At 75.2% G+C, this 19,499-nt stretch carries 19 protein-coding genes, 1 tRNA gene and 4 pseudogenes; 20 read left to right on the top strand and 4 right to left on the bottom strand.

The genetic code is table 11. From position 1 onward, the window contains the following. The first annotated feature begins 392 nt into the window (after positions 1-392). The 5 genes and pseudogenes from OZ948_12885 (at position 393) to OZ948_12865 (ending at position 4,512) form a co-directional block, all read left to right on the top strand. Positions 393-581 (top strand): annotated as a pseudogene (locus OZ948_12885) (prepilin-type N-terminal cleavage/methylation domain-containing protein). Positions 582-1,004: 423 nt separating this feature from the next. Further along, positions 1,005-1,931 (top strand): hypothetical protein, encoded by a 927-nt coding sequence (locus tag OZ948_12880; protein ID MEB2345625.1) that lies wholly within the window; start codon positions 1,005-1,007, stop codon positions 1,929-1,931. After that, complete coding sequence (locus tag OZ948_12875; GenBank protein MEB2345624.1) at positions 1,928-2,863, top strand: ABC transporter ATP-binding protein; 936 nt, start codon at positions 1,928-1,930, stop codon at positions 2,861-2,863. Before OZ948_12880 ends, OZ948_12875 begins: the two co-directional genes overlap by 4 nt. Continuing rightward, positions 2,860-3,639: an ABC transporter permease gene (locus OZ948_12870; protein ID MEB2345623.1), complete on the top strand. Its 780-nt coding sequence runs from the start codon at positions 2,860-2,862 to the stop codon at positions 3,637-3,639. Before OZ948_12875 ends, OZ948_12870 begins: the two co-directional genes overlap by 4 nt. A 12-nt stretch (positions 3,640-3,651) precedes the next feature. Further along, the gene (locus tag OZ948_12865) at positions 3,652-4,512 is read left to right on the top strand and encodes a prepilin peptidase (GenBank protein MEB2345622.1); all 861 of its coding nucleotides are present in this window, start codon (positions 3,652-3,654) and stop codon (positions 4,510-4,512) included. Between the two features lie 2 nt (positions 4,513-4,514). Here OZ948_12865 and OZ948_12860 read toward each other — a convergent pair whose 3' ends face one another. The 3 genes from OZ948_12860 to OZ948_12850 are packed head-to-tail and all read right to left on the bottom strand — an operon-like array spanning position 4,515 to position 6,192. Beyond that, complete coding sequence (locus tag OZ948_12860) at positions 4,515-5,039, bottom strand: hypothetical protein (protein ID MEB2345621.1); 525 nt, start codon at positions 5,037-5,039, stop codon at positions 4,515-4,517. Continuing rightward, entirely contained in the window at positions 5,020-5,274 is a 255-nt protein-coding gene (locus tag OZ948_12855; protein MEB2345620.1) for a hypothetical protein, read from the bottom strand. The genes OZ948_12860 and OZ948_12855 overlap by 20 nt, the downstream gene beginning before the upstream one ends. Positions 5,275-5,328: 54 nt before the next feature. After that, the gene (locus tag OZ948_12850; protein MEB2345619.1) at positions 5,329-6,192 is read right to left on the bottom strand and encodes a UbiA prenyltransferase family protein; all 864 of its coding nucleotides are present in this window, start codon (positions 6,190-6,192) and stop codon (positions 5,329-5,331) included. A gap of 112 nt (positions 6,193-6,304) precedes the next feature. Here OZ948_12850 and OZ948_12845 point away from each other — a divergent pair, with 112 nt between their 5' ends. After that, a complete protein-coding gene (locus OZ948_12845) occupies positions 6,305-7,174 on the top strand; it encodes a methyltransferase domain-containing protein (protein MEB2345618.1) in 870 nt (289 codons plus the stop codon). A gap of 37 nt (positions 7,175-7,211) precedes the next feature. Then, positions 7,212-7,285, top strand: a tRNA-Gln gene (locus tag OZ948_12840). A 124-nt stretch (positions 7,286-7,409) separates the two neighbouring features. Here the strand turns inward: OZ948_12840 and gltX are convergent. Next, positions 7,410-8,807, bottom strand: coding sequence for a glutamate--tRNA ligase (gltX, locus tag OZ948_12835; GenBank protein MEB2345617.1), 1,398 nt, complete (start codon positions 8,805-8,807; stop codon positions 7,410-7,412). Between the two features lie 66 nt (positions 8,808-8,873). Here gltX and OZ948_12830 point away from each other — a divergent pair, with 66 nt between their 5' ends. The 13 genes and pseudogenes from OZ948_12830 (at position 8,874) to OZ948_12770 (ending at position 19,422) form a co-directional block, all read left to right on the top strand. Continuing rightward, positions 8,874-9,443: a DUF177 domain-containing protein gene (locus OZ948_12830; protein MEB2345616.1), complete on the top strand. Its 570-nt coding sequence runs from the start codon at positions 8,874-8,876 to the stop codon at positions 9,441-9,443. 20 nt (positions 9,444-9,463) lie between these two features. Beyond that, entirely contained in the window at positions 9,464-9,649 is a 186-nt protein-coding gene (gene rpmF, locus OZ948_12825; GenBank protein ID MEB2345615.1) for a 50S ribosomal protein L32, read from the top strand. A 9-nt stretch (positions 9,650-9,658) separates the two neighbouring features. Continuing rightward, positions 9,659-10,606: an ACP S-malonyltransferase gene (gene fabD / locus OZ948_12820; protein ID MEB2345614.1), complete on the top strand. Its 948-nt coding sequence runs from the start codon at positions 9,659-9,661 to the stop codon at positions 10,604-10,606. A gap of 161 nt (positions 10,607-10,767) precedes the next feature. Further along, positions 10,768-11,010: an acyl carrier protein gene (gene acpP, locus OZ948_12815; GenBank protein MEB2345613.1), complete on the top strand. Its 243-nt coding sequence runs from the start codon at positions 10,768-10,770 to the stop codon at positions 11,008-11,010. Positions 11,011-11,017: 7 nt separating this feature from the next. After that, a complete protein-coding gene (gene fabF / locus OZ948_12810; protein MEB2345612.1) occupies positions 11,018-12,268 on the top strand; it encodes a beta-ketoacyl-ACP synthase II in 1,251 nt (416 codons plus the stop codon). 12 nt (positions 12,269-12,280) lie between these two features. Beyond that, positions 12,281-12,709, top strand: a pseudogene (locus OZ948_12805) (RpiB/LacA/LacB family sugar-phosphate isomerase). A 30-nt stretch (positions 12,710-12,739) separates the two neighbouring features. After that, complete coding sequence (locus tag OZ948_12800; GenBank protein MEB2345611.1) at positions 12,740-14,005, top strand: serine hydroxymethyltransferase; 1,266 nt, start codon at positions 12,740-12,742, stop codon at positions 14,003-14,005. Positions 14,006-14,008: 3 nt separating this feature from the next. After that, positions 14,009-14,431, top strand: a pseudogene (gene nrdR, locus OZ948_12795) (transcriptional regulator NrdR). 122 nt (positions 14,432-14,553) lie between these two features. Next, positions 14,554-15,657 carry a bifunctional diaminohydroxyphosphoribosylaminopyrimidine deaminase/5-amino-6-(5-phosphoribosylamino)uracil reductase RibD gene (gene ribD, locus OZ948_12790; protein ID MEB2345610.1) on the top strand — a complete coding sequence of 368 codons (1,104 nt, stop codon included), beginning with the start codon at positions 14,554-14,556 and terminating at the stop codon, positions 15,655-15,657. Further along, positions 15,654-16,106, top strand: a pseudogene (ribH, locus tag OZ948_12785) (6,7-dimethyl-8-ribityllumazine synthase). Before ribD ends, ribH begins: the two are co-directional and overlap by 4 nt. Positions 16,107-16,198: 92 nt before the next feature. Beyond that, a complete protein-coding gene (nusB, locus tag OZ948_12780; GenBank protein ID MEB2345609.1) occupies positions 16,199-16,657 on the top strand; it encodes a transcription antitermination factor NusB in 459 nt (152 codons plus the stop codon). Next, positions 16,654-17,289, top strand: coding sequence for a hypothetical protein (locus OZ948_12775; GenBank protein MEB2345608.1), 636 nt, complete (start codon positions 16,654-16,656; stop codon positions 17,287-17,289). The genes nusB and OZ948_12775 overlap by 4 nt, the downstream gene beginning before the upstream one ends. A gap of 117 nt (positions 17,290-17,406) precedes the next feature. Further along, positions 17,407-19,422: a DUF4388 domain-containing protein gene (locus OZ948_12770; GenBank protein MEB2345607.1), complete on the top strand. Its 2,016-nt coding sequence runs from the start codon at positions 17,407-17,409 to the stop codon at positions 19,420-19,422. Positions 19,423-19,499 lie beyond the last annotated feature (77 nt).

Raw genomic sequence — 19,499 nt, 5'->3', positions numbered from 1 at the left:
ACTGCTTCGACACCGTCGGCTGGTCGCCCGAGGGCGAGGTCTTCTTCCAGTACGAGGTCGTGGTGGGCGTGGGCGAGTTCATGGCCGATGCCATCGCCGACATCGACAACGGCGACGGCAACGGCGACGGCGCCAACAACCAGGAGTGGGCCTACGTGAAGCCGCTTCCGGGCATTGCCGCCTACGGTGGCGGCGCGGTGACGCTCGCGGCCAACTGCAGCGCCAACGGGACGTTCAACCCCGAGTCGAGCGCTCAGGATCTGCTGTCGACCGTCGGGCCGTGCCAGCAGGTGGACGGCCAGAGCGAGTTCTAGCCGATGTCCGAAGGGTGGGGCCGGGTACGGGCCCGGCTCCACCTTCGGATCCACTCCCCCTCTTCCGGAGACCTCACCGTGCGCTTCGTCCTCGATCGAGACCGCCGTCGGGATCAGGGCTTCACCTTGATCGAACTCATGGTGACGGTCGCCATCATCGGGATCCTCGCTTCGATCGCGGTGCCCGCCTTCATCAACTACCAGAACCGCTCCAAGCGGAGCGAGGCGTACGCCAACCTGGCCGCGATCGCGAAACTCGAGAAGAGCTATTTCACGGAGTTCAACGCGTACGTCCCGACGGTCACCTCCGTGCCCGGCCCCCCGCTCGGATCGTTCAAGCGCAGGTGGGCGCCCGACCCCGGGTTCGAATCGATCGGCTACGTCCCCGAGGGCGACGTCTTCTACGACTACGAAGTGAGCGCGTGCCCGGCCAGCGACTGCTTCACGGCCACGGCAATCGGTGACGCCGACTTCGACGCCCAGGTGGCGATCGTCCAGTACGTTCAGCCGAGCGTGTCCAACGTCGTCGTGCCGAGCCAGATCTGGCCAGGCCTCGGGACGCCCATCGACCTCTCCTCTGGCAACCCCGTCTACAACGGAGTCGCCGTCAACTACAACGGCGACGAGTACTGAGAGGGGCAGCGCGGCAGGTGCGCGCAGCCTCGTCTGAGCGCAGCAGGATTCGGGGGGGTGGTGCTGGGAGCCCTGCAGCGATTGGTCGTCGCCGGTCTGTCGCTCGCGACGGCGCTCTGGGCGCAGGGTGGGCTCCCTGACGCGGCGGCGCCCGAGGAGCGAAGCCTCTCCGTGCCGCGGGTGCAGCTCCTGCGAGCCGCCTCGCTCGGCTTCGAATCGCTGGCAGCCGACTACTACTGGCTCCGTGCGGTGCAGCTCGTGGGTGGAGACCGCGGCAACTCGGTTCGCTACGCCCACCTGATCGGGCGCCTCACCGCCGCCGTGACGGCGCTCGACCCCTGGGTCGACCATCCGTATCGATTCGCCGCCCTCTGGATGAGCGAGGATTCGGAGGAGGTAGAGAGCGCGAACCGGTTGCTGGAGCGCGGGATCGCCTATCACCCACAGGAGTGGCGCAACCGCTTCTATCTCGGCTTCAACTACCTCTTCTACCTGGGGGACGCAGACGCCGCGGCTCGGGAGCTGGCGCCAGCGATCCGCCTGCCAGGAGCGCCGGCCTACCTGGGCAGGCTCCTGGCGCGCCTCCGCTCTTCGGCGAGTGGCGACCTCGATGCCGCGGATGCCTTCCTGCAAACACTGCTGGAGCAGGACGACCTCGACGTCTGGCACCGCACGGCCTACGAGGACGCGTTGGTCGAGATCGAAACCGAGCGACGCGCGCGACAGCTCGACGAGGCTCGGGCTCGGTTCGTTGCGGAGAACGGCTTCGACATCCGGAGGGTCGAAGAGCTCGCCTGGGGTCCCTACGCAGTTCTCTGGACGCTCCCCGCCGAGCCCAACGGAGCGGGTTGGGAGATCGACGACGAGTCCGGACGGATCGTCTCGCGCCACTACGAGCGGCGCTACCGGGTGCACTTCCAGGACCCCACGCAAAGGCTGAAGGGCGAATCGTCCGATCGAGAAGCCGGGCGGGGAGCAGAATGAGTGGCCGGGATACCGTGGTGGATGTCGAGGGGCTGGTGCAGGACTTCCGGCCGGGTCTCGGCCTGCGGGTCAGGCGCGCACTCGACGGCGTGAGCTTCGCGGTGCAGCGCGGCGAGATCTTCGGGTTCGTCGGGCCGAACGGGGCCGGGAAGACCACCACGTTGAAGATCCTGATGGGACTCATGCGTGCGAGTGCGGGTCGCGCGCGGGTGCTGGGCCACGACGTGCGCGAGACAGAGTATCGGCGCCAGATCGGCTTCCTGCCCGAGGCGCCGTACTTCTACGACTACCTGACCGGGGCGGAATTCCTGGCCTTCTACGCGCGCGTGTGCGGTGTACAGCGGGCGCGGCGCAGCGCGCGGATCGCGCAGCTCCTCGACTGGGTGGGTCTGGCCCACGCGGGCGACATCCGCCTGCGCACCTACTCGAAGGGAATGCTCCAGCGCATCGGGATCGCGCAGGCGCTGATCCACGACCCGCAGGTGGTGTTCCTCGACGAGCCGATGAGTGGCCTCGATCCCATCGGACGCAAGGAGATCCGCGACCTGATCCGGCGTCTGCAGGGCGAGGGGAAGACGGTGTTCATGAACACCCACATCCTGTCGGACGTGGAGATGCTCTGTGACCGGGTGGCAATCATCGTGAAGGGTCGGGTCCGCTGGGAAGGTGCGCCGCACGCGATCGTCGCCGACGACGAGGTCGAGGCGGTGCTGACCGGAGTGCCCGTGGAGCAGGCGGAGCGACTGGCCACACGCCTCGGCGCCCGCTTCCGGACCGCCGGCGAGCGGGTCGAGCTGCGCGTGGCCCAGAAGGAGCTCTCCGCGATCCTCGGCGCGCTGCTGGCGGACGGCGCGCAGGTGTTGTCGGTGGCCCCGCGACGCGCCTCGCTCGAGTCGATCTTCCTGTCGGCCGTGGCGGAGGGCCGCGCGTGACGGGAGCCCTCGACCGCATCCTGGCCATCGCCGGCAACACCATGCGCGAGGCCGTCCGCAGCCGCGTCCTCTATACGCTCCTGTTCTTCGCGCTGGCGCTGATCGGCACCGGCATCCTGCTCGCGACGCTCTCGTATGTGGAACGGGACCGGATCATGCAGGACGTGGGCTTCGCCGCGATCCGCGTGTTCGGGGTGGCGATCGCGATCTTCGTCGGGATCGGCCTCGTCCACCGCGAGGTGGACCGCCGGACGATCTACACGATCCTCTCGAAGCCGATCGCGCGCGGCGAGTTCCTGCTCGGCAAGTATCTGGGTCTGCTCGCCACCGTCTGGCTCCAGATCACGGTGATGGGCGCGTGCTTTGCCTTGGTGTCGTGGCTCGCCGAGGCGCCGCTGGGAGCGGGGCACGCGGCAGCGCTGGCCGGGATCGGCGGCGAGGTGGCGGTGATGGTGGCGATCGCGCTGTTCTTCTCCTCGATCAGCACGCCGATGCTGGCAGCGCTGTTCACGGCGGGCCTGTGGCTGATCGGGCACCTGACCCGCGATCTGCGCGCACTAGGCGCCCAGGCCGACGTCACCTCGGTGACGCGGGTGACCGAGATTCTCTACCGCGCGCTCCCGGACCTCGAGGCCTTCGATTTCGCGGGCCACGCGGCGCACGGCCTGCCCCTGATGGCCAGTGACCTGGTGCTGCCGGCTCTGTACGCGCTCGGCTACGTGGTGCTCACGCTCACCGTCGCCGTGGCTGCCTTCGAGCGCCGCGACTTCCGCTAGCCTCGCCGCATCGTGGATCCGACGCTCTTCGTCGCCTGCGCGGCCGCGCTCGGGGCCGTGGTGGGCTCGTTCCTGAACGTCGTGATCCATCGCCTGCCGCGCGGCGAGTCGGTCGTGCGGCCGGGCTCGCGCTGCCCGGCCTGCGGGCGGGCGATCCGGCCCTGGCACAACGTGCCGGTGCTCGGGTGGCTCGCGCTCGGCGGCCGCTGCCGTGACTGCGGGGTGCGGATCCCGGCCCGCTATCCGCTCGTCGAGGCCGGCACGGCCGCGCTCTTCGCGCTGCTCGCCTGGCGATTCGGCCCGCTCCCCTCGACGGCGCTCTGGATGGCGTTCGCCGCGATCGTGCTGGCGGCGGCGCTGATCGACTTCGACCACCGCATCATCCCCGACGAGCTCTCGCTCGGCGGGCTCGCCGTCGGGCTCGGCCTGATGCCGGCGGCGCAGGTCTACGAAGGGGCCGCCGCGCTCGACGCCTGGCGCCACGCCCTGGCCGGGGCCGCGCTCGGCGGGGGGCTTCTCTGGGGGGTGGGCTTCGTGCACGCGCGGGTGTGCGCCGCGGCCGGCCGGCGCTTCGAGCACTGGCCGGGGGAGGGCGAGGACTACCCGCGTCCGGGCTCGCTCGACTGGTGGACCTGGTTCCCCGGGATGGGCTTCGGCGACGTGAAGCTCCTCGCGATGATCGGGAGCTTCGTGGGCCCGGTGGGCGTGATCCAGACGATCGTCGCGGCGTCGCTCGCCGGGCTCGTCTTCGGGGTCGCGTGGGCGCTCCTGCGGCGCGGGCTCGGCGTGCCCTTCGGCTTCGGCCCGATGCTGGCCTTCGGCGCGCTCCTCGCCGCCCTGGCGCCCTTGCCCGGCCTCCCCCTCTGGCCCTGACCTCAGCGCGCCCCGTTGCGGAGCTGCCGCCACCGCTCGAGCACGTCCCAGAAGGCGGCCCAGTGCTCGACGTAGGCGGCGTCGATCCCGCTTCCGGCCGCCAGGATCTCCACGATGTCGTCGACGTCGCGCGGCCGGCCGGCGATGAGCTTGTGGACGATCACGTCCTCGACGCGCAGGACCCGCACGGGCGCCCCGTCCTCGATCGTCTCCCGACGCGCCCGCTCGAGCGCCGAGCGCTGATAGTCCGTCTCGGCCAGCACCACGTCCGCCGCCCCGAGCGTCGGATGCCGGAGGCGCAGGATCGCTCCGTCCGGCGTGCCCCGGCGCACGGACCAGCCGGCGTCGGAGAACGCCGCCTCGAACGCGACGAGCCCGGGCCCGTGATGGGCCACCAGGACGTCGACGTCGCCGGTGAGGCGCACCTCCCGGCGATAGCGGTTGGCGGCGAGCGCGCCGATCAGCGTCCAGGCGATTCCCAGGCGGTCGAGGATCGCGCCGAGCGCGCTAACGCTCCGCCCGCTCACGTGCCTCCTTCGCCCGCCAGCGTGCGTGCAGCCGGACGCTCTCGGCCAGCGCCTGCTCGTCGTCCGGGGCCAGGCCGGGCTCCGCGAGGACGCCCAGCCGGGCGCGGAGGGACTCCATCCTGCGGAAGACCTCGCTCATCGAGGCGGGTGCGGTCTCGCCGTCCCGCAGCCGCTCGCTCGCTTCCGCGAGCTTTCGCCAGTAGGCGCGCTCGGCGTCGGTCGCTCGTTCGCTCACGGGCTCCTCTCCGGTGCCACGGTAGTGCGTGGAGCGCGCACCGGGAAGCGGGGTCTAGAAGAGCCCCAGGCTCCAGGCCGTCGCCACCACCCAGCCCGCTCCGCAGAGCTGCAGGATCCGCGAGCGCCAGGCCAGCTCGACGGGCGCGTCGCGCAGCTCGTCGAGGTGCGCGATGCGCAGCACGTGCAGGAAGCCGAACGCCACGAAGGGGAGGCCCGCGAGCTCGCGGCCCGCGACGAAGGCGCCGGCCTCGTGGCCGTAGAGCGCGTAGCTGAGCATCGCGAGGCTCGCGGCGATCCCCATCGCGTGGTCGAGGAAGCCGCCGGTGTAGCCGAGGCGCTGCGAGCGCCGGGCGGCCGCGGCGCCGCAGGTGAGGTCCGCGCGGCGCTTGCCGAAGCCGAGGAAGAGCGCGATCCACGCCGTGCACAGGAGCAGCCAGCTCGAGGGCGGCGCTCCGACGAGCGCGCAGCCGAAGGCGACCCGGAGCAGGAAGCCCGAGGCGAGCAGGAAGACGTCGAGGAGGGGGATCCCCTTGGCGCCGAGCGTGTAGGCGGCGTTGATCGCGAGGTAGGCGAGGAGCAGCGCCACCGCGGCCGCCCGGCCCGTCGCGAGCCCGAGCGAGAGGCCGGCGACGAGGAGCGCCACGCCCCAGGCGATCGCGGCGCGGGCGGACACTTCGCCCGAGGCCACCGGGCGCGCGCGCTTCGTCGGGTGGGTGCGGTCGTCCGGGGCGTCGCGGACGTCGTTGAGCGCGTAGACCCCGGACGAGGTCAGGCAGAACGCAGCGATCCCGAGCGCCAGGACGAGCGGATCGAGCCGGCCCTCCCCGGCCCGCAGGGCGAAGGGCACGGGCAGCAGGATGAAGACGGCCTTGGCCCAGTCGCGCGGGCGCGCGAGGCGGACGAGCTTCGCCAGCATGCCGGCCCCCCCGATCGCCGCGCAGGATACGCAAGGCGGAGGCGGCGAGCCGCGGACCGCGGGTGCCGGGGCGTCCCGCTATCCTGCGTCCCCCGCCCGCCCAGGAGGCCCGATGACGACCGCTGCGCCGCCGAACGCCGAGATGATCCGCTACTGGAACGAGGCCGCCGGGCCCGCCTGGGTGGCGATGCAGGAGCGGCTCGACGCGCAGGTGGGGCCGCTCGGCGAGCGGGCGCTCGCGAGCGCCGCGCCGGCGCCCGGCGAGCGCGTCCTCGAGGTCGGCTGCGGCTGCGGGGGCACGACCCTCGAGATCGCGCGCCGCGTCGGCCCCGGCGGCCGGGTGCTCGCGCTCGACATCTCGGCCCCCATGCTGGCGCGCGCGCGCGAGCGGGCGGGCGCGGCCGGCCTCGGCGGCGCCATCGAGTGGCGCCGCGAGGACGCACAGGTCGCCGCGCTGCCGGCGGGCGCCTTCGACTGCGTCTACTCGCGCTTCGGGGTCATGTTCTTCGCGGACCCGCCGGCGGCCTTCACGAACCTGCGCCGGGCGCTGCGTCCCGGCGGCCGGCTCGCCTTCGTGTGCTGGCAGGCGCGCGAGCGCAACCCGTGGATGACCGTGCCGGCGCTCGCGGCCATGCAGCACGTGGCCTTCCCGCCGCCGCCGCCGCCCGAGGCGCCCGGCCCCTTCGCCTTCGCCGATCCCGAGCGGGTGCGCGGGATCCTCGCGAAGGCCGGCTTCGCCGAGCTCGCGATCGAGCCGCACGAGGTGGCGATGCAGCTCGGCGCCGGCAACGTCGAGGACGCGCTCGAGCTCTTCCTCGTGATCGGGCCGGTCGGGCAGGCGCTGCGCGAGGCGCAGGCCGGGCCCGAGGTGCGCGCCCGCGTCGAGGAGGCCCTGCGCACCGTCTTCGAGCGCTTCCGGACCCCGCACGGCGTCGAGGCGCCGGCCGCCGCGTGGATCGTCACCGCCCGCAACCCCGGTTGAGGGGAGCCAGGGCGTCGGCTACCCATTCGCGCGCGATTCCCCGGTCGTCTAACGGCAGGACAACGGGTTCTGGCCCCGTCAATGAAGGTTCGAATCCTTCCCGGGGATCCATCTCCATGAGCTTCGCTCGCTTGCAGCTCGCTGCGCGCTTCGCGGCCCGGGAAGAGGGCCGCTCGCTTGCTGGACGCCGGAACCGGCAGCCAGTCGGTGCGCTGGCAGCCTGGGGCAGCGGAGATCAGGCCGGCCAGCTCGCGAGCGCCCGGTCCAGGCGCGCCAGGGTGCGCTCGCGCCCGAGCACGGCGAGGGTCTCGTGGATCCCGGGCGACGCGGCGCTCCCGGTCACCGCGACGCGGACGGCCTGCGCGAGCGGCCCCACGGCGAGCCCCTCGTGCGCGGCGCGGGCCGCCTCGAAGGCGGCCTCGAGGGCGGCGGGCTCCCAGCGCTCGACGCCGGCGAGCGCGGCGCGCAGCGCCGCGACCGGAGCGCGCAGCGCGGGCTTCCAGTGCTTCGCGACGGCCTTCGGGTCGTAGGCGAGCGCGGCGTCGGGCGTCACCAGGAAGCGCGCGCGCTCGGCCATCTCGGCGAGGGTCCGGCTGCGCTCGCGCAGGAGCTCGACGAGGCCGGGAAGGCCCGGGTCCGCGTCGGCGCCGGCCGGCAGGAAGGCGCGCAGCTCGGCGACCAGGCGCTCGCCGGGCAGCCGCTCGATCCAGCTCCGGTTCACCCAGTCGAGCTTCTGGAGGTCCGCGTGGCCGGGCGCGCGGTGGACGGCCTCGAGCCCGAAGAGGGCCCGGATCTCCTCCGTCGAGAAGAGCTCCTGGTCGCCGTGCGACCAGCCGATCCGCACCAGCCAGTTGCAGAGCGCCTCGGGCAGGTAGCCCTGCGCGCGGAAGTGCTGGACCGACACAGGGTCGCGTCGCTTCGAGAGCTTGCGGCCGTCCGCGCCGACGATCAGCGGCACGTGGGCGAAGGCCGGCACGGGCGCGTCGAGGGCCTGGTAGAGCGCGAGCTGGAAGGGCGTGTTGTTCAGGTGGTCGGCGCCGCGGATCACGTGGCTGATCCCCATCTCGACGTCGTCGACCACGACTGCCAGGTGGTAGAGCGGGGAGCCGTCGCTGCGGCGGATCACGAGGTCGCCGATCTCGCGCGCGTCCTGGCCGCTCGGGCCGAAGACGAGGTCGTCCCAGCCGAGCCGGCCCTGCTTCGGGACCCGCAGCCGCACCGCGTGCGGGCGCCCGGGGCCGTGGCCGGCCTCGGCGCAGCGGCCGTCGTAGGTCCACTTGCCGCCGGCCGCCACGACCCCGGCCTTGCGCTCCTCGATCTCCTCGGGCGTGCACACGCAGCGGTAGGCGCGGCCGCTCGCGAGCAGCCGCTCGACGGCGGCCCGGTGGCGCTCGCCCCGCTCGCTCTGGCGGATCGGGCCCTCGTCCCAGTCGAGGCCGAGCCAGCGCAGGCCCTCGACCACGGCGGCCTCGGCCTCCGCCGTCGAGCGCTCGCGGTCGGTGTCCTCGATGCGCAGCACGAAGGTGCCGCCCGCGCGGCGGGTCCAGGCCCAGTTGTAGAGGGCCGTGCGGGCGCCCCCGATGTGCAGGAACCCCGTGGGGCTGGGCGCGAAGCGGGTCCGGATCGGGCGCATCGGCGCGCCAATGTAGCCGCGCGGTGGCAGGAGGGCGGGGCCCTCTGCTAGCCCGTCGAGGCCCTCATGAAGCTCTTCGTCGATCGCCTGAAGCAGACCCCCGCCGAGCTCGCCTTCGGCCCGGACGACCCGGGCTGGGCCGAGGTGCTCGAGAGCGTCCCCGAGCTGCGCGGCGCCCTGGCCGAGCCGCCCTCGGTGACGCTGCGGGCCCACCGGATGGGGCAGGACGCCTATCTCGAGGGGGTGCTCACGGGCGCGCTCGAGCTCGAGTGCAGCCGGTGCCTCGTCCGCTATCGTTCGCCGCTTCGCGAGCCCTTCCGCCTGGTGCTGGAGCCGGCGGGCGGGCGCGTGCCGGCCGAGCCCGAGGCCGCGCGCGACCTGGCCCGCCTCGGGATGTGCCTCGGGGACGAGCTCGAGTTGGGATGGTTCGAGGGGCCGGCGATCGACCTGCGCTCGCTCCTGCGCGAGGTGGTCGCCCTGGCCGTGCCGGTCCAGCCGCTGTGCCGCGAGGATTGCCGCGGCCTGTGCCCGCGCTGCGGGGTGGACCGGAATCGAGAGACCTGCGGATGCGAGGCCGAGCGGCCGGCCTCGCCGTTCGCGGCCCTGGCGGCGCTGCGGCGCCGGCAGGAGCCCTAGCCCGACGACGAGAGGAAGCGATGGCGGTCCCGAAGCGCAAGACCTCGAAGACCCGCAAGAACTGGCGGCGCGCGCACCATGCGCTGGCCGCGCCCGCCTCCGCGAGCTGCCCGAACTGCGGCGCCTCGCGCCTGCCGCACCGCGTGTGCCGCTCGTGCGGCCACTATCGCGGCGCGGAGCGGATCCAGCTCCCCGAAGAGGAGTAGGCAGCGCCGTTGCTGGCACTGCTCTTCCCGGGTCAGGGCTCGCAGCAGGTCGGGATGGCCTGCGACGTGGCGGCGTCCTCACCGGCCGCGCGCGCGGTCTTCGACGAGGCCGACGCCGCCCTCGCGCTCCCGCTCGCGAAGCTCTGCTTCGAGGGCCCCGAGGAGGCGCTGCTCGCGACCGAGGTGCAGCAGCCCGCGATCCTGGCGGCGAGCGTTGCGCTCCTGCGCGCGCTCGAGGAGCGCGCGGGCGGCCCGCTGCCCGCCGCCTATCTCGGCGGCCACAGCCTCGGCGAGTACACGGCGCTCGTGGCGGGCGGCGCGCTGGCGCTCGCCGACGCCGTGCGCCTCGTGCGGGCACGCGGCGCCTACATGCAGGAGGCGGTGCCGGCCGGGGCCGGCGCGATGGCGGCGATCCTCGGCATCGACGCGGCCGCCGTCGCCGCGGCCTGCGCCCGCGCGCGCGAGCGCAGCGACGCCTGGGTGGAGCCCGCCAACTTCAACGCGCCCGGCCAGACCGTGATCTCGGGCCAGAGCGCCGCCGTCGACGCCGCCTGCGAAGAGGCGAAGCAGGCCGGCGCCCGGCGCGCCACGCGGCTCGCGGTCTCGGCGCCCTTCCACTGCCGGCTGATGGCGCCGGCCGCCGAGCGCCTGGCCGGGGACCTGGCCCGGGTGCCCTTCGCGGACCCGAAGCCGCCCGTCCTCGCCAACGTCACCGCCGAGCCGAACGCCGCGGGCGTGCGCCTCCCCGAGCTGCTGCGCCGCCAGGTCACCGAGCCGGTGCGCTTCACCGAGATGGTCGAGCGGCTCGCGGCGCTCGGCGTGCGCCGGGTGCTCGAGGTCGGGCCCTCGCGGGTGCTCGCGCCGCTGGTCGGCCGGATCGCCCCCGCCCTCGAGCGCGCGAGCGCGACCGGGGCTGCGGAGCTCGACGCGGCGGCCGCCTTCGCCGCAGCCCGGTGACCGCGAAGCCGTGTCTCCCGGCCCTTGCGCCGGCGGCGGAGCCCGGGGGCGCAGGCTAGATTCCGCGCGTCACGGCGCGCCGGGGCTCCTCCCCCTCTCTCCCTGCCGTCGTTCCTTCGGAGGCGACTTTCCTGGAGGCTTCAACTCTGGAGGCTTCGAACATGGGTCTCGAACAGCGCGTGGCCGAGATCATCGCGGAGCAGCTCGGCGTCTCGAAGGAGGAGGTGGTGCCGGAGGCGTCCTTCATCGACGACCTGGGCGCCGACTCCCTCGACATCGTCGAGCTCGTGATGGCGATGGAGGAGGAGTTCGACATCGAGATCCCCGACGACGACGCGGAGAAGATCCAGACGATCGGGGACGCCATCGCCTACGTGCGGGAGCGCGCCGCCGCCGCTGGTTGAGGTTTCCATGCAAGCTCGGTCCGGGCGCCGTCGCGTCGTGGTGACGGGAGTGGGTTGCGTGTCGCCGCTCGGGCGGGACGCCGCCTCGACGTGGGCGGCTGCGGCGGCCGGTGTCAGCGGGGTGCGCCCGCTCACCCGCTTCGACACGAGCGACCTCCCGACCCGCTTCGCCGCCGAGTGCGCCCCCGACCTCGCCCCGTGCGGCCTGGCCACGAAGGAGGTGCGCCGCCTCGACCGCTCGGCGCGGCTCGTGCTGGTCGCCGCCGAGGAGGCGATCGCCGACGCCGGCCTCGAGACGAACCCCGATCGCGACCGGACCGGGGTCGTGATCGGGACCGCGATTGGCGGGATCGTGACGCTCCTCGACAGCTACGACGCGATGCTCGCGCGCGGCGCCCGGCGCGTCTCGCCCTTCACCGTGCCGATGACGCTCCCGAACATGCCGGCCGGCTACGTCTCGATGCAGCACGGCCTGCGCGGCCCGATCGGCTGCCCGGTCGGCGCCTGCGCCTCGGGCGCGCAGGCGCTCGGCGCCGCGGCGCGGCTGATCGAGCGCGGCGACGCCGAGCTGGTGGTGGCGGGCGGGACCGAGGCTGCCGTCCACCCGCTCGTGGTCGCGGCCTTCGGCGCGATGCGCGCCCTCTCGACCCGCAACGAGGAGCCGGAGCGGGCGAGCCGCCCCTTCGACCTCGATCGCGACGGCTTCGTGCTCGGCGAGGGCGCGGGGGTGGTGGTGCTCGAGGCCGCCGAGCACGCCCGGGCCCGCGGCGCCCGGGTGCGCGCCGAGTGGCTCGGCTACGGCGAGGCCGCCGACGCGAGCCACCCGGCGAGCCCCGCCGAGGACGCGGGCGGCGCCCGCCTCGCGATGGAGCGCGCGCTCGGCGACGCCGGGCTCGCGCCCGACGAGGTGGACGCGATCAACGCCCATGCCACCAGCACCCCGGCCGGCGACCGCAGCGAGACGCTGGCGATCCGCAGCGTCTTCGGCGCGCACGCCGATCGCCTCCCGGTGTCGGCGACCAAGTCCGTGACCGGCCACCTGCTCGGGGCGGCCGGCGCCGTCGAGGCGATCCTGTGCGTGCTGGCGCTCGAGGCGGGGCTCCTCCCGCCCACCGTGAACCTCGAGCGCCCGGACCCGGAGTGCGCGCTCGACCACGTAACGCCGAAGGCGCGCGAGTGCGAGCTGCGCGCCGTGCTCTCGAACGCGTTCGGATTCGGCGGCGTCAGCGCGAGCCTGCTGCTCGGCCGCCCGCTCTAGGGAGGAGGACCGATGCCGAAGCGGATCGCCCTGGCCGCGGACCACCGCGGGTTCCCGCTCAAGCGCGCGCTGCGCGAGCGGCTCGAGCGCGCCGGCTGGGAGGTCGTCGACTTCGGCACCGACGGGCCCGCCCCGGTCGACTATCCCGACGAGGCGGGCCCGGCCGCCGACGCCGTCTCGCGCGGCGAGGTCGACCGCGCGATCGTGGCCTGCGGCTCCGCCAACGGCGTCGCCTACGTCGCGAACCGCTACCCGCGCGTGCGCGCGGCGATCGCGCTCGACCCGGAGATGGCCGAGATGGCGCGCCTGCACAACGACGCGAACGTGCTCTCGCTCTCGGCCGACCGGCTCGACGCGGACGCCGCCTGGCCGATCGTCGAGGCCTGGCTCGCGACCGGCTTCGAGGGCGGGCGCCACGCGCCGCGGATCGCGAAGATCGACCAGTACGCGCGCCGCGCCTGGCAGCGCGAGCTGGGTCGCACCGCCGCGGTCGACGAGACGGACCCGGCCATCGCGCAGCTCCTGCGCAGCGAGGCGCGGCGCCAGGCGCTCGGCCTCGAGCTGATCGCCTCCGAGAACTTCGTCTCCGAGGCCGTGCTCGAGGCGGTCGGCTCGGTGCTCACCAACAAGTACGCCGAGGGTTACCCCGGGCGCCGCTACTACGGCGGCTGCGAGGTGGTGGACGAGGTGGAGACCCTCGCGATCGAACGCGCCAAGGAGCTCTTCGGGGCCGAGCACGCCAACGTGCAGCCCCACTCGGGCTCGCAGGCCAACGAGGCCGTGTACCGGGCGGTGCTCGAGGTCGGCGACACGATCCTGGCCATGAACCTCGACCACGGCGGCCACCTGACCCACGGCTCGCCGGTGAACTTCTCGGGCAAGCTCTACCGGATCGTGCCCTACGGCGTGCGCCGCGACGACGAGCGCATCGACATGGAGGAGGTGCGCCGGCTCGCGCGCGAGCACCGCCCGAAGCTGATCCAGTGCGGGACCACCGCCTACTCGCGCGTCCTCGACTTCGACGCCTTCCGCGCGATCGCCGACGAGGTGGGCGCAGTCCTCTTTGCCGACATCGCGCACATCGCCGGCCTGGTGGCGGCCGGGGTCCATCCCTCGCCGATCGGCAAGGCCCAGATCGTCACCACCACCACGCACAAGACCCTGCGCGGGCCGCGCGGCGGCCTGATCCTCTGCGACGGGGCGTGGGCCCGGAAGATCGACTCGGCGGTCTTCCCGGGCGGGCAGGGCGGGCCGCTGCTGCACGTGATCGCCGGCAAGGCGGTGGCCCTGCGCGAGGCGGCGCGGCCCGAGTTCCGCCGCTACCAGCAGCAGATCGCCGCGAACGCCCGCGCGCTCGCGGAGGGCGTCGCCGCGCGTGGCTTCCGGGTCGTCGCGGGCGGCACCGACGTGCACCTCTTCCTGCTCTCGCTGGTCGGCCGCGAGGTCACCGGCAAGCAGGCCCAGGAGGCCCTCGACCGCGCCGGCATCACCGCCAACAAGAACATGGTGCCCTACGACCCCCGCAAGCCGGCCGTGACCTCCGGCGTGCGGATCGGGACGCCGGCGGTCACGACGCGCGGCATGAAGGAAGCGGAGATGGCGCAGATCGCCGAGCTCCTCGGGCGCGTGCTCGAGCGGCCCGACGACGCCGCGCGGCTCGCCTCCGTGCGCCACGAGGTCGAGGCCTTCTGCCGGCGCTTCCCGCTCTACCCCACGCGCTGGAGCGACACCGACTAGCCGATGCGCTGTCCCTACTGTGGCGACGATGCGAACCGCGTGGTGGACTCGCGCCTCGGCCGCGACGAGGCGGAGATCCGCCGCCGGCGCGAGTGCCTCGAGTGCGGGCGCCGCTTCACGACCCGCGAGCGCGTCGAGGACGTGCTCCCGAAGCTCGTGAAGCGCGACGAGCGGCGCGAGGACTTCGACCGCCGCAAGCTCCTGGCGAGCGTCGAGAAGGCGTGCGCGAAGCGCCCCGTCTCGATCGACGCGCTCGAGCGGCTCGCCGACCGCATCGAGAAGCGGCTCCAGGAGACCGGCCGGGCGGAGGTGGCGAGCGAGCTCGTGGGCGAGTGGACCCTCGAGGAGCTGTGCGCGGTGGACCTGATGTCGGCGGCCCGCTTCGCGTCGGTGTTCCGCGGCTTCGAGAGCGCCGGGGACTACGTGGACTTCTTCGCCGCGGCGCGCGCGCGTCGCTACGGGAGCGCCGCCGGCTCCGGGCTCGTCGTCGCGGAGGGCGGCGCCGAGCCCGAGGCGCCGCGGCGCCCGTCTTGACGCCGGAGCAGGCGATGCGGCTCGCGCTCGGGCAGGCGCGACGGGCCCTCGGCCGCACCTTCCCGAACCCGGCCGTGGGAGCGGTGGTGTTCCGGGGCGGGCGCGTGCTCGGGCGCGGCGCCACCCGCCCGCCCGGCGGGCCGCACGCGGAGATCGTGGCGCTCGCCCAGGCGGCGCGCCGGCACGGAGCCGCCGCGCTGCGCGGCGCGTCGCTGGCCGTGACCCTCGAGCCCTGCGCGCACCAGGGGCGCACGGGGCCGTGCACGGAGGCGCTCGTGCGCGCGGGCATCGCGCGCGTGTACCTCGGGCATCGCGATCCCGTGCGCCACGGGGCGGGCGGCGGCGTGCGGGCGCTGCGGCGCGCGGGCGTGGCCGTGCGCGAAGGCGTGCTCGAGGCCGCGTGCCGCGAGCAGCACCGGGGCTTCCTGTCGGTCGTGGAGCGCGGGCGGCCCTGGGTGACGCTCAAGCTCGCGGCCTCGCTCGACGGGCGGATCGCGACCGCGCGCGGTGAGTCACGCTGGATCACGGGCCCCGCGGCCCGTGCCTGGGTCCACCGCCTGCGCGCGCGCAGCGACGCGATCCTGGTCGGCTCGGCGACCGCGCTCGCCGACGACCCCGAGCTCAGCGCCCGCCGCGCCGGCCGGGTGGTGCGCCGGCCGCTGCGGGTGCTCGTGGACTCGCGCCTGCGCGTGCCGCCGCGGGCGCGCCTGTTCCGCGAGCACGCCGAGCGCACCTGGGTGCTGTGCAGCGCCGCTGCCCCCGCGCGCCGGCGCCGCGCGCTCGAGGCCTGCGGCGCACGCGTGCTCGCGCTGCGCCCGGGCCGGGCCGGGCGGCCCTCGCTGCACGCCGCCCTCGCGCGGCTCGGCGCCGAGGGGATCGGCACGCTGCTCGTCGAGGGCGGGGGCGTGCTGGCCGCCGCGCTCCTGCGCGCCGGGCTCGCCGACGACCTCGCCTGGCTGCTGGCGCCCCGCCTGCTCGGGGCCGAGGGACGCCCGGCGCTCGGCCCGCTCGGCGTCGCGCGGCTCGCCGCGGCGCCTCGCCTCGGGGATGCGCGCGTGCGCAGGATCGGCCCCGATCTGCTCGTCGAAGCACGCATCGGACCGGAGGAGGCGCGATGAAGCTCTACGCGAGCCGCCGCGACGCGGCGGGCCTGCGCTTCGCGATCGTGGTGTCGCGCTTCAACCACCTGCTCTGCGCGCGGCTCCTCGACGGCGCCGCCGGCGAGCTCGTGGCGCGCGGCGCCGATGCCGACGCGCTGCACGTGGCCTGGGTGCCGGGCGCCTTCGAGATCCCGCAGGCCGCGCGCACGCTGGCCGGCTCCGGGCGCTACGATGCGCTCGTGACCCTCGGCGTCGTGATCCGCGGCGGGACCCCGCACTTCGACTACGTGTGCCATGCCGTCACCGACGGCGTGCGCGAGGTGGTGCGCGACACCGGCGTGCCGGTGGCCTTCGGCGTGCTCACCTGCGACGACGTGGACCAGGCGCTCGCGCGCGCGGGCGGCGAGCACGGCAACAAGGGCGTCGAGGCGGCGCTCGCGGCGATCGAGATGGCGCACCTCGCCAAGGCGCTGCCGCGCCCGCCGGAGAGCGGGGAGCGGCCGCGGCGCCCGCGCAGCCCGGCGCCGCGCGGGGGGCCGCGCAGCCGCGGGCGGCCCCCGTGAGCAGCGCGCGGCGCAGCTCGCGCCAGGCGGCGCTCCAGGTGCTCTACGCCGCGGACCTCTCGGGCCGCGGCGAGGGGGGGCCCTCACCCGAGCGGGTCGACGCCGCCTTCGAGGCGATCGGCGACCACTTCGAGCTGCGCGAAGGCGCGCGCGCGTACGCGAAGGAGCTCGTGACCGGGGTGGCGCGGCACCGCGCGGAGATCGACGCGCTCCTGGCGGCGCACGCGACGCACTGGCGCGTCGAGCGCATGCCGGCCGTCGATCGCAACCTGCTGCGGCTCGCGGTCTACGAGATGGCCTGGGGCGGGACGCCGGCCTCGGTGGCGATCGACGAGGCGATCGAGCTCGCGCGCCGCTTCGGCAGCGACCGCTCGTCCGCCTTCGCGAACGGCGTGCTCGACGCGATCGGGCGGACGCTGGCGGCGCAGGCGCCGCCGGCGGAGGAGGGCTCGTGAAGTCGACGCTCGGCATCGAGGTCGAGGCGGAGCCCCTCTCGCGGCTCGCGGCCGAGGTGGCGGTGGCCGGCTTCTTCCGCGACCAGCGGCCGCTGCGCGGCGGCGCGGGCCACGCCGACTGGCGGCTGTGCGGGTGGGTGAGCGGCCTCGTCGGGGCGGCGCGGCTGTCGGGCGAGCCCGGCGAGGCGGCCCTGGTGCTGACCCAGGCGCGGCTCCAGGCGCCGCGGCTCGTGCTGCTCGGGCTCGGCTCGCAGGCGCGCTTCGGGCCCGAGGCGCACCGGGAGGCCGCGCGCGCCGCGCTCGAGCGGATCGTCGGGCTCGGGGCCGGTGTCGCCGCGATCGACCTGCCGCCGCCCCAGGGCGTCGACGCGCCGGAGCGGATCGCGGCGGGGCTCCTGGCCGGCGCGTGCGACGCGCTCGACCCCCGCTCGACGCGGGTGCTGCTGCGGATCGCGACCCCGGCCGGGCAGGCCGCGCGCTGGCGCGCCGCCTTCGAGCAGGGCGCCGCCTCGCTGCCCCGCGGCACGACCTCGATCAAGCTCGTCCGCCCGCCCGCTGCAGCGGCCGGCGCGGCCGGCACGCCCGGCCTGCGCAGCGCCCGACCGGGACGGGCCGAGGCGCCGTCGGCCTGAGCGGCGGGCGCCTTTCAAGTTGCCGGCGCGAGTACCCGAAAACGCCAGCGGATCCCCGCACGCGGGCGTGGGGGGCTCCCTGTCCTCGTCGCGTGTCGTTGCCAGGGGTGGAGCCGGATGAGCCTGGTCGGAAGCCTGGAGGATCTCGGGCTCGGCGAGATCCTGCAGATCGTCAGCCTGTCGGGGAAGTCCGGCGTGCTGTGGATCCGGTCCCGGCACGGCGAGGGCCACGTCGTGTTCAGCCGCGGCCTGATCCGGGGCGCCTCCGTGAAGGGCGGCCCCCGGGACCTGCACGACCTGGTGGCGGCGGCCGGCGTCCTGCCCGCGAAGGAGCTCCAGGCCCTCGAGCAGGCCGCGCGCGTGGAGGGCGTGGCGTTCGAGGCGCTCCTGTGCGCGCGCTCCTCGCTCGACCCGCGCGCGCTCGACGAGCTGCGAGCCCGGCACGTCGAGGAGACCGTGCTGCGCATGTTCGGCTGGCTCGCGGGCGACTTCAGCTTCGAGATCCGCGAGGAGCCGCGCGGGCTCGACATCGCCGAGGAGCTCCTGCTCCGCACCGGGATCAACGCCCAGTTCCTGGCCCTCGAAGGCACCCGGGTGCGCGACGAGAGCGGAGGCGGGGAGGGCGGCGTCCCCGAGGCCGGCGCGGACGACGAGACCTCGTTCGCCGATCTGGCGGGCGGGGACGACGACGGCGCCCCCGAGCTCGTCCTGACCGCCGACGACGAGCTCGAGACCGAGGCCGTGCCCGCGGGCAGCGACGAGGACGGGGCGCCGATCGCGGTCGCCGCGGCCGCTCCTTGGCCTGCCGCGCGGCCGCCGGCCGTGGTGGCGCCGATCGAGGGCGAGCTGCTCGACGAGGCCGAGGAGCCTCCCGCCGAGCCCGCGCGCTTCGACGGGGCGAGCCTCGAGGGGCCGGCCGAGCTCCAGATCACCGTGCTCGAGCTGCTCGACGGCGAGGTGGGCCAGGACGAGCTGCCCGCGGTGCTGCCCCGGAACGGCGGGGCTGCCGACGACGAGCCGACCCTGAGCGCGGGCCTCGCGGCCGCAGTGCCGGGAAGCGGGCGTCGCGCACCCGCCTTCGGGGCCGGACCCGTGCCGGTCGTCGTCGTGGATCGCGAGCTCGTGGTCCTCGAGTGGGTGAAGCGGGCGCTCGCGCCGCTGCCGGTGCGCGCGCACATCTTCCAGCGCTCCGAGCAGGCGATCGCACGGATCCGCCAGTACGTCGCGCGCGGCGAGCTGCCGCTCGTGCTGCTGACCAGCGGCACGCCGGCCGATCCGGTGTCGGGCGCACGCGACTGGTCCGAGATCGCCGCGCGCCTGCGCGCGCAGGTCCCGAACCTGCCGCTCGTGCTGCTCGCCGCGCCGGACGCCGCCGTCGCGCCGGCCAACGAGCGGGCGGTCCCGGATGCGCAGGCGGTGCGCCCGGACCTGACCACCCTCTCCGACGAGCGCGCCCGCGAGCGCCGCGAGACGCTGGCCGCCGAGCTGCGCGGGGCGCTCGAGCGCGCGCACGGGAAGGCCGCGCCGCGCGCGCCCGCCGACCGCTCGGGCCTGACCGGGCCGGGCGGAGCCCCGCACGAGGAGCCCGCCGACGCGCTGCGCAGCCTGCGCGAGGTGAGCGCGCGGCTGCGCGATCCCTCCTCGCGCGGCGACGTCCTGCGGCTCCTCCTCGAGTACGCGGCGCGCAGCTTCGAGCGCGTGGCGATCTTCGCGGTGCGCGACGGGGAGGCCTTCGGCGTGGCCCAGGTGGGCCTGCCCCGCGCCGGCGGCCCCGACGACGTGGACCTGCGCCGCATCCACTTCCCGGCCGACGAGCCGGCCTGGTTCCGCAAGGTGCTCGAGGCGCGGGCCGCGCTGCGCGCGGCGCCGGGCGACGACGGCGACCGCGACCTCGCGAGCCGGCTCGGGCGGGCCGCGCCCGCCGAGGCCTACGTCGCGCCGATCGAGAGCGGCGAGCGCATCGCCGCGGTGCTCTACGCTGACAACCTCGCGTCGCGCCGGCCGCTCGGCGACACGAGCGCGCTCGAGGTGGTGCTCCACGAGGCCGGGCTCGCGCTCGAGCGCGCCGTGCTCGAGCGGGCGCTCGAGCAGGCCGAGGGCGAGCGCTCCACGGCCGATCCGGATCCCTTCTGAACCTCCGCGAGCACGTCCCCGCGCGCTCCTAAAGCACCTCCCCCGCCGGGCCGATGAGCGGGGCGGCCGGGACGCAG

This window comes from Deltaproteobacteria bacterium (assembly GCA_035063765.1).
GTDB lineage: Bacteria > Myxococcota_A > UBA9160 > UBA9160 > PR03 > CAADGG01.
Note: the sequence above shows the minus strand (reverse complement) of the source record. Positions and strands in the feature narration are given on the sequence as shown.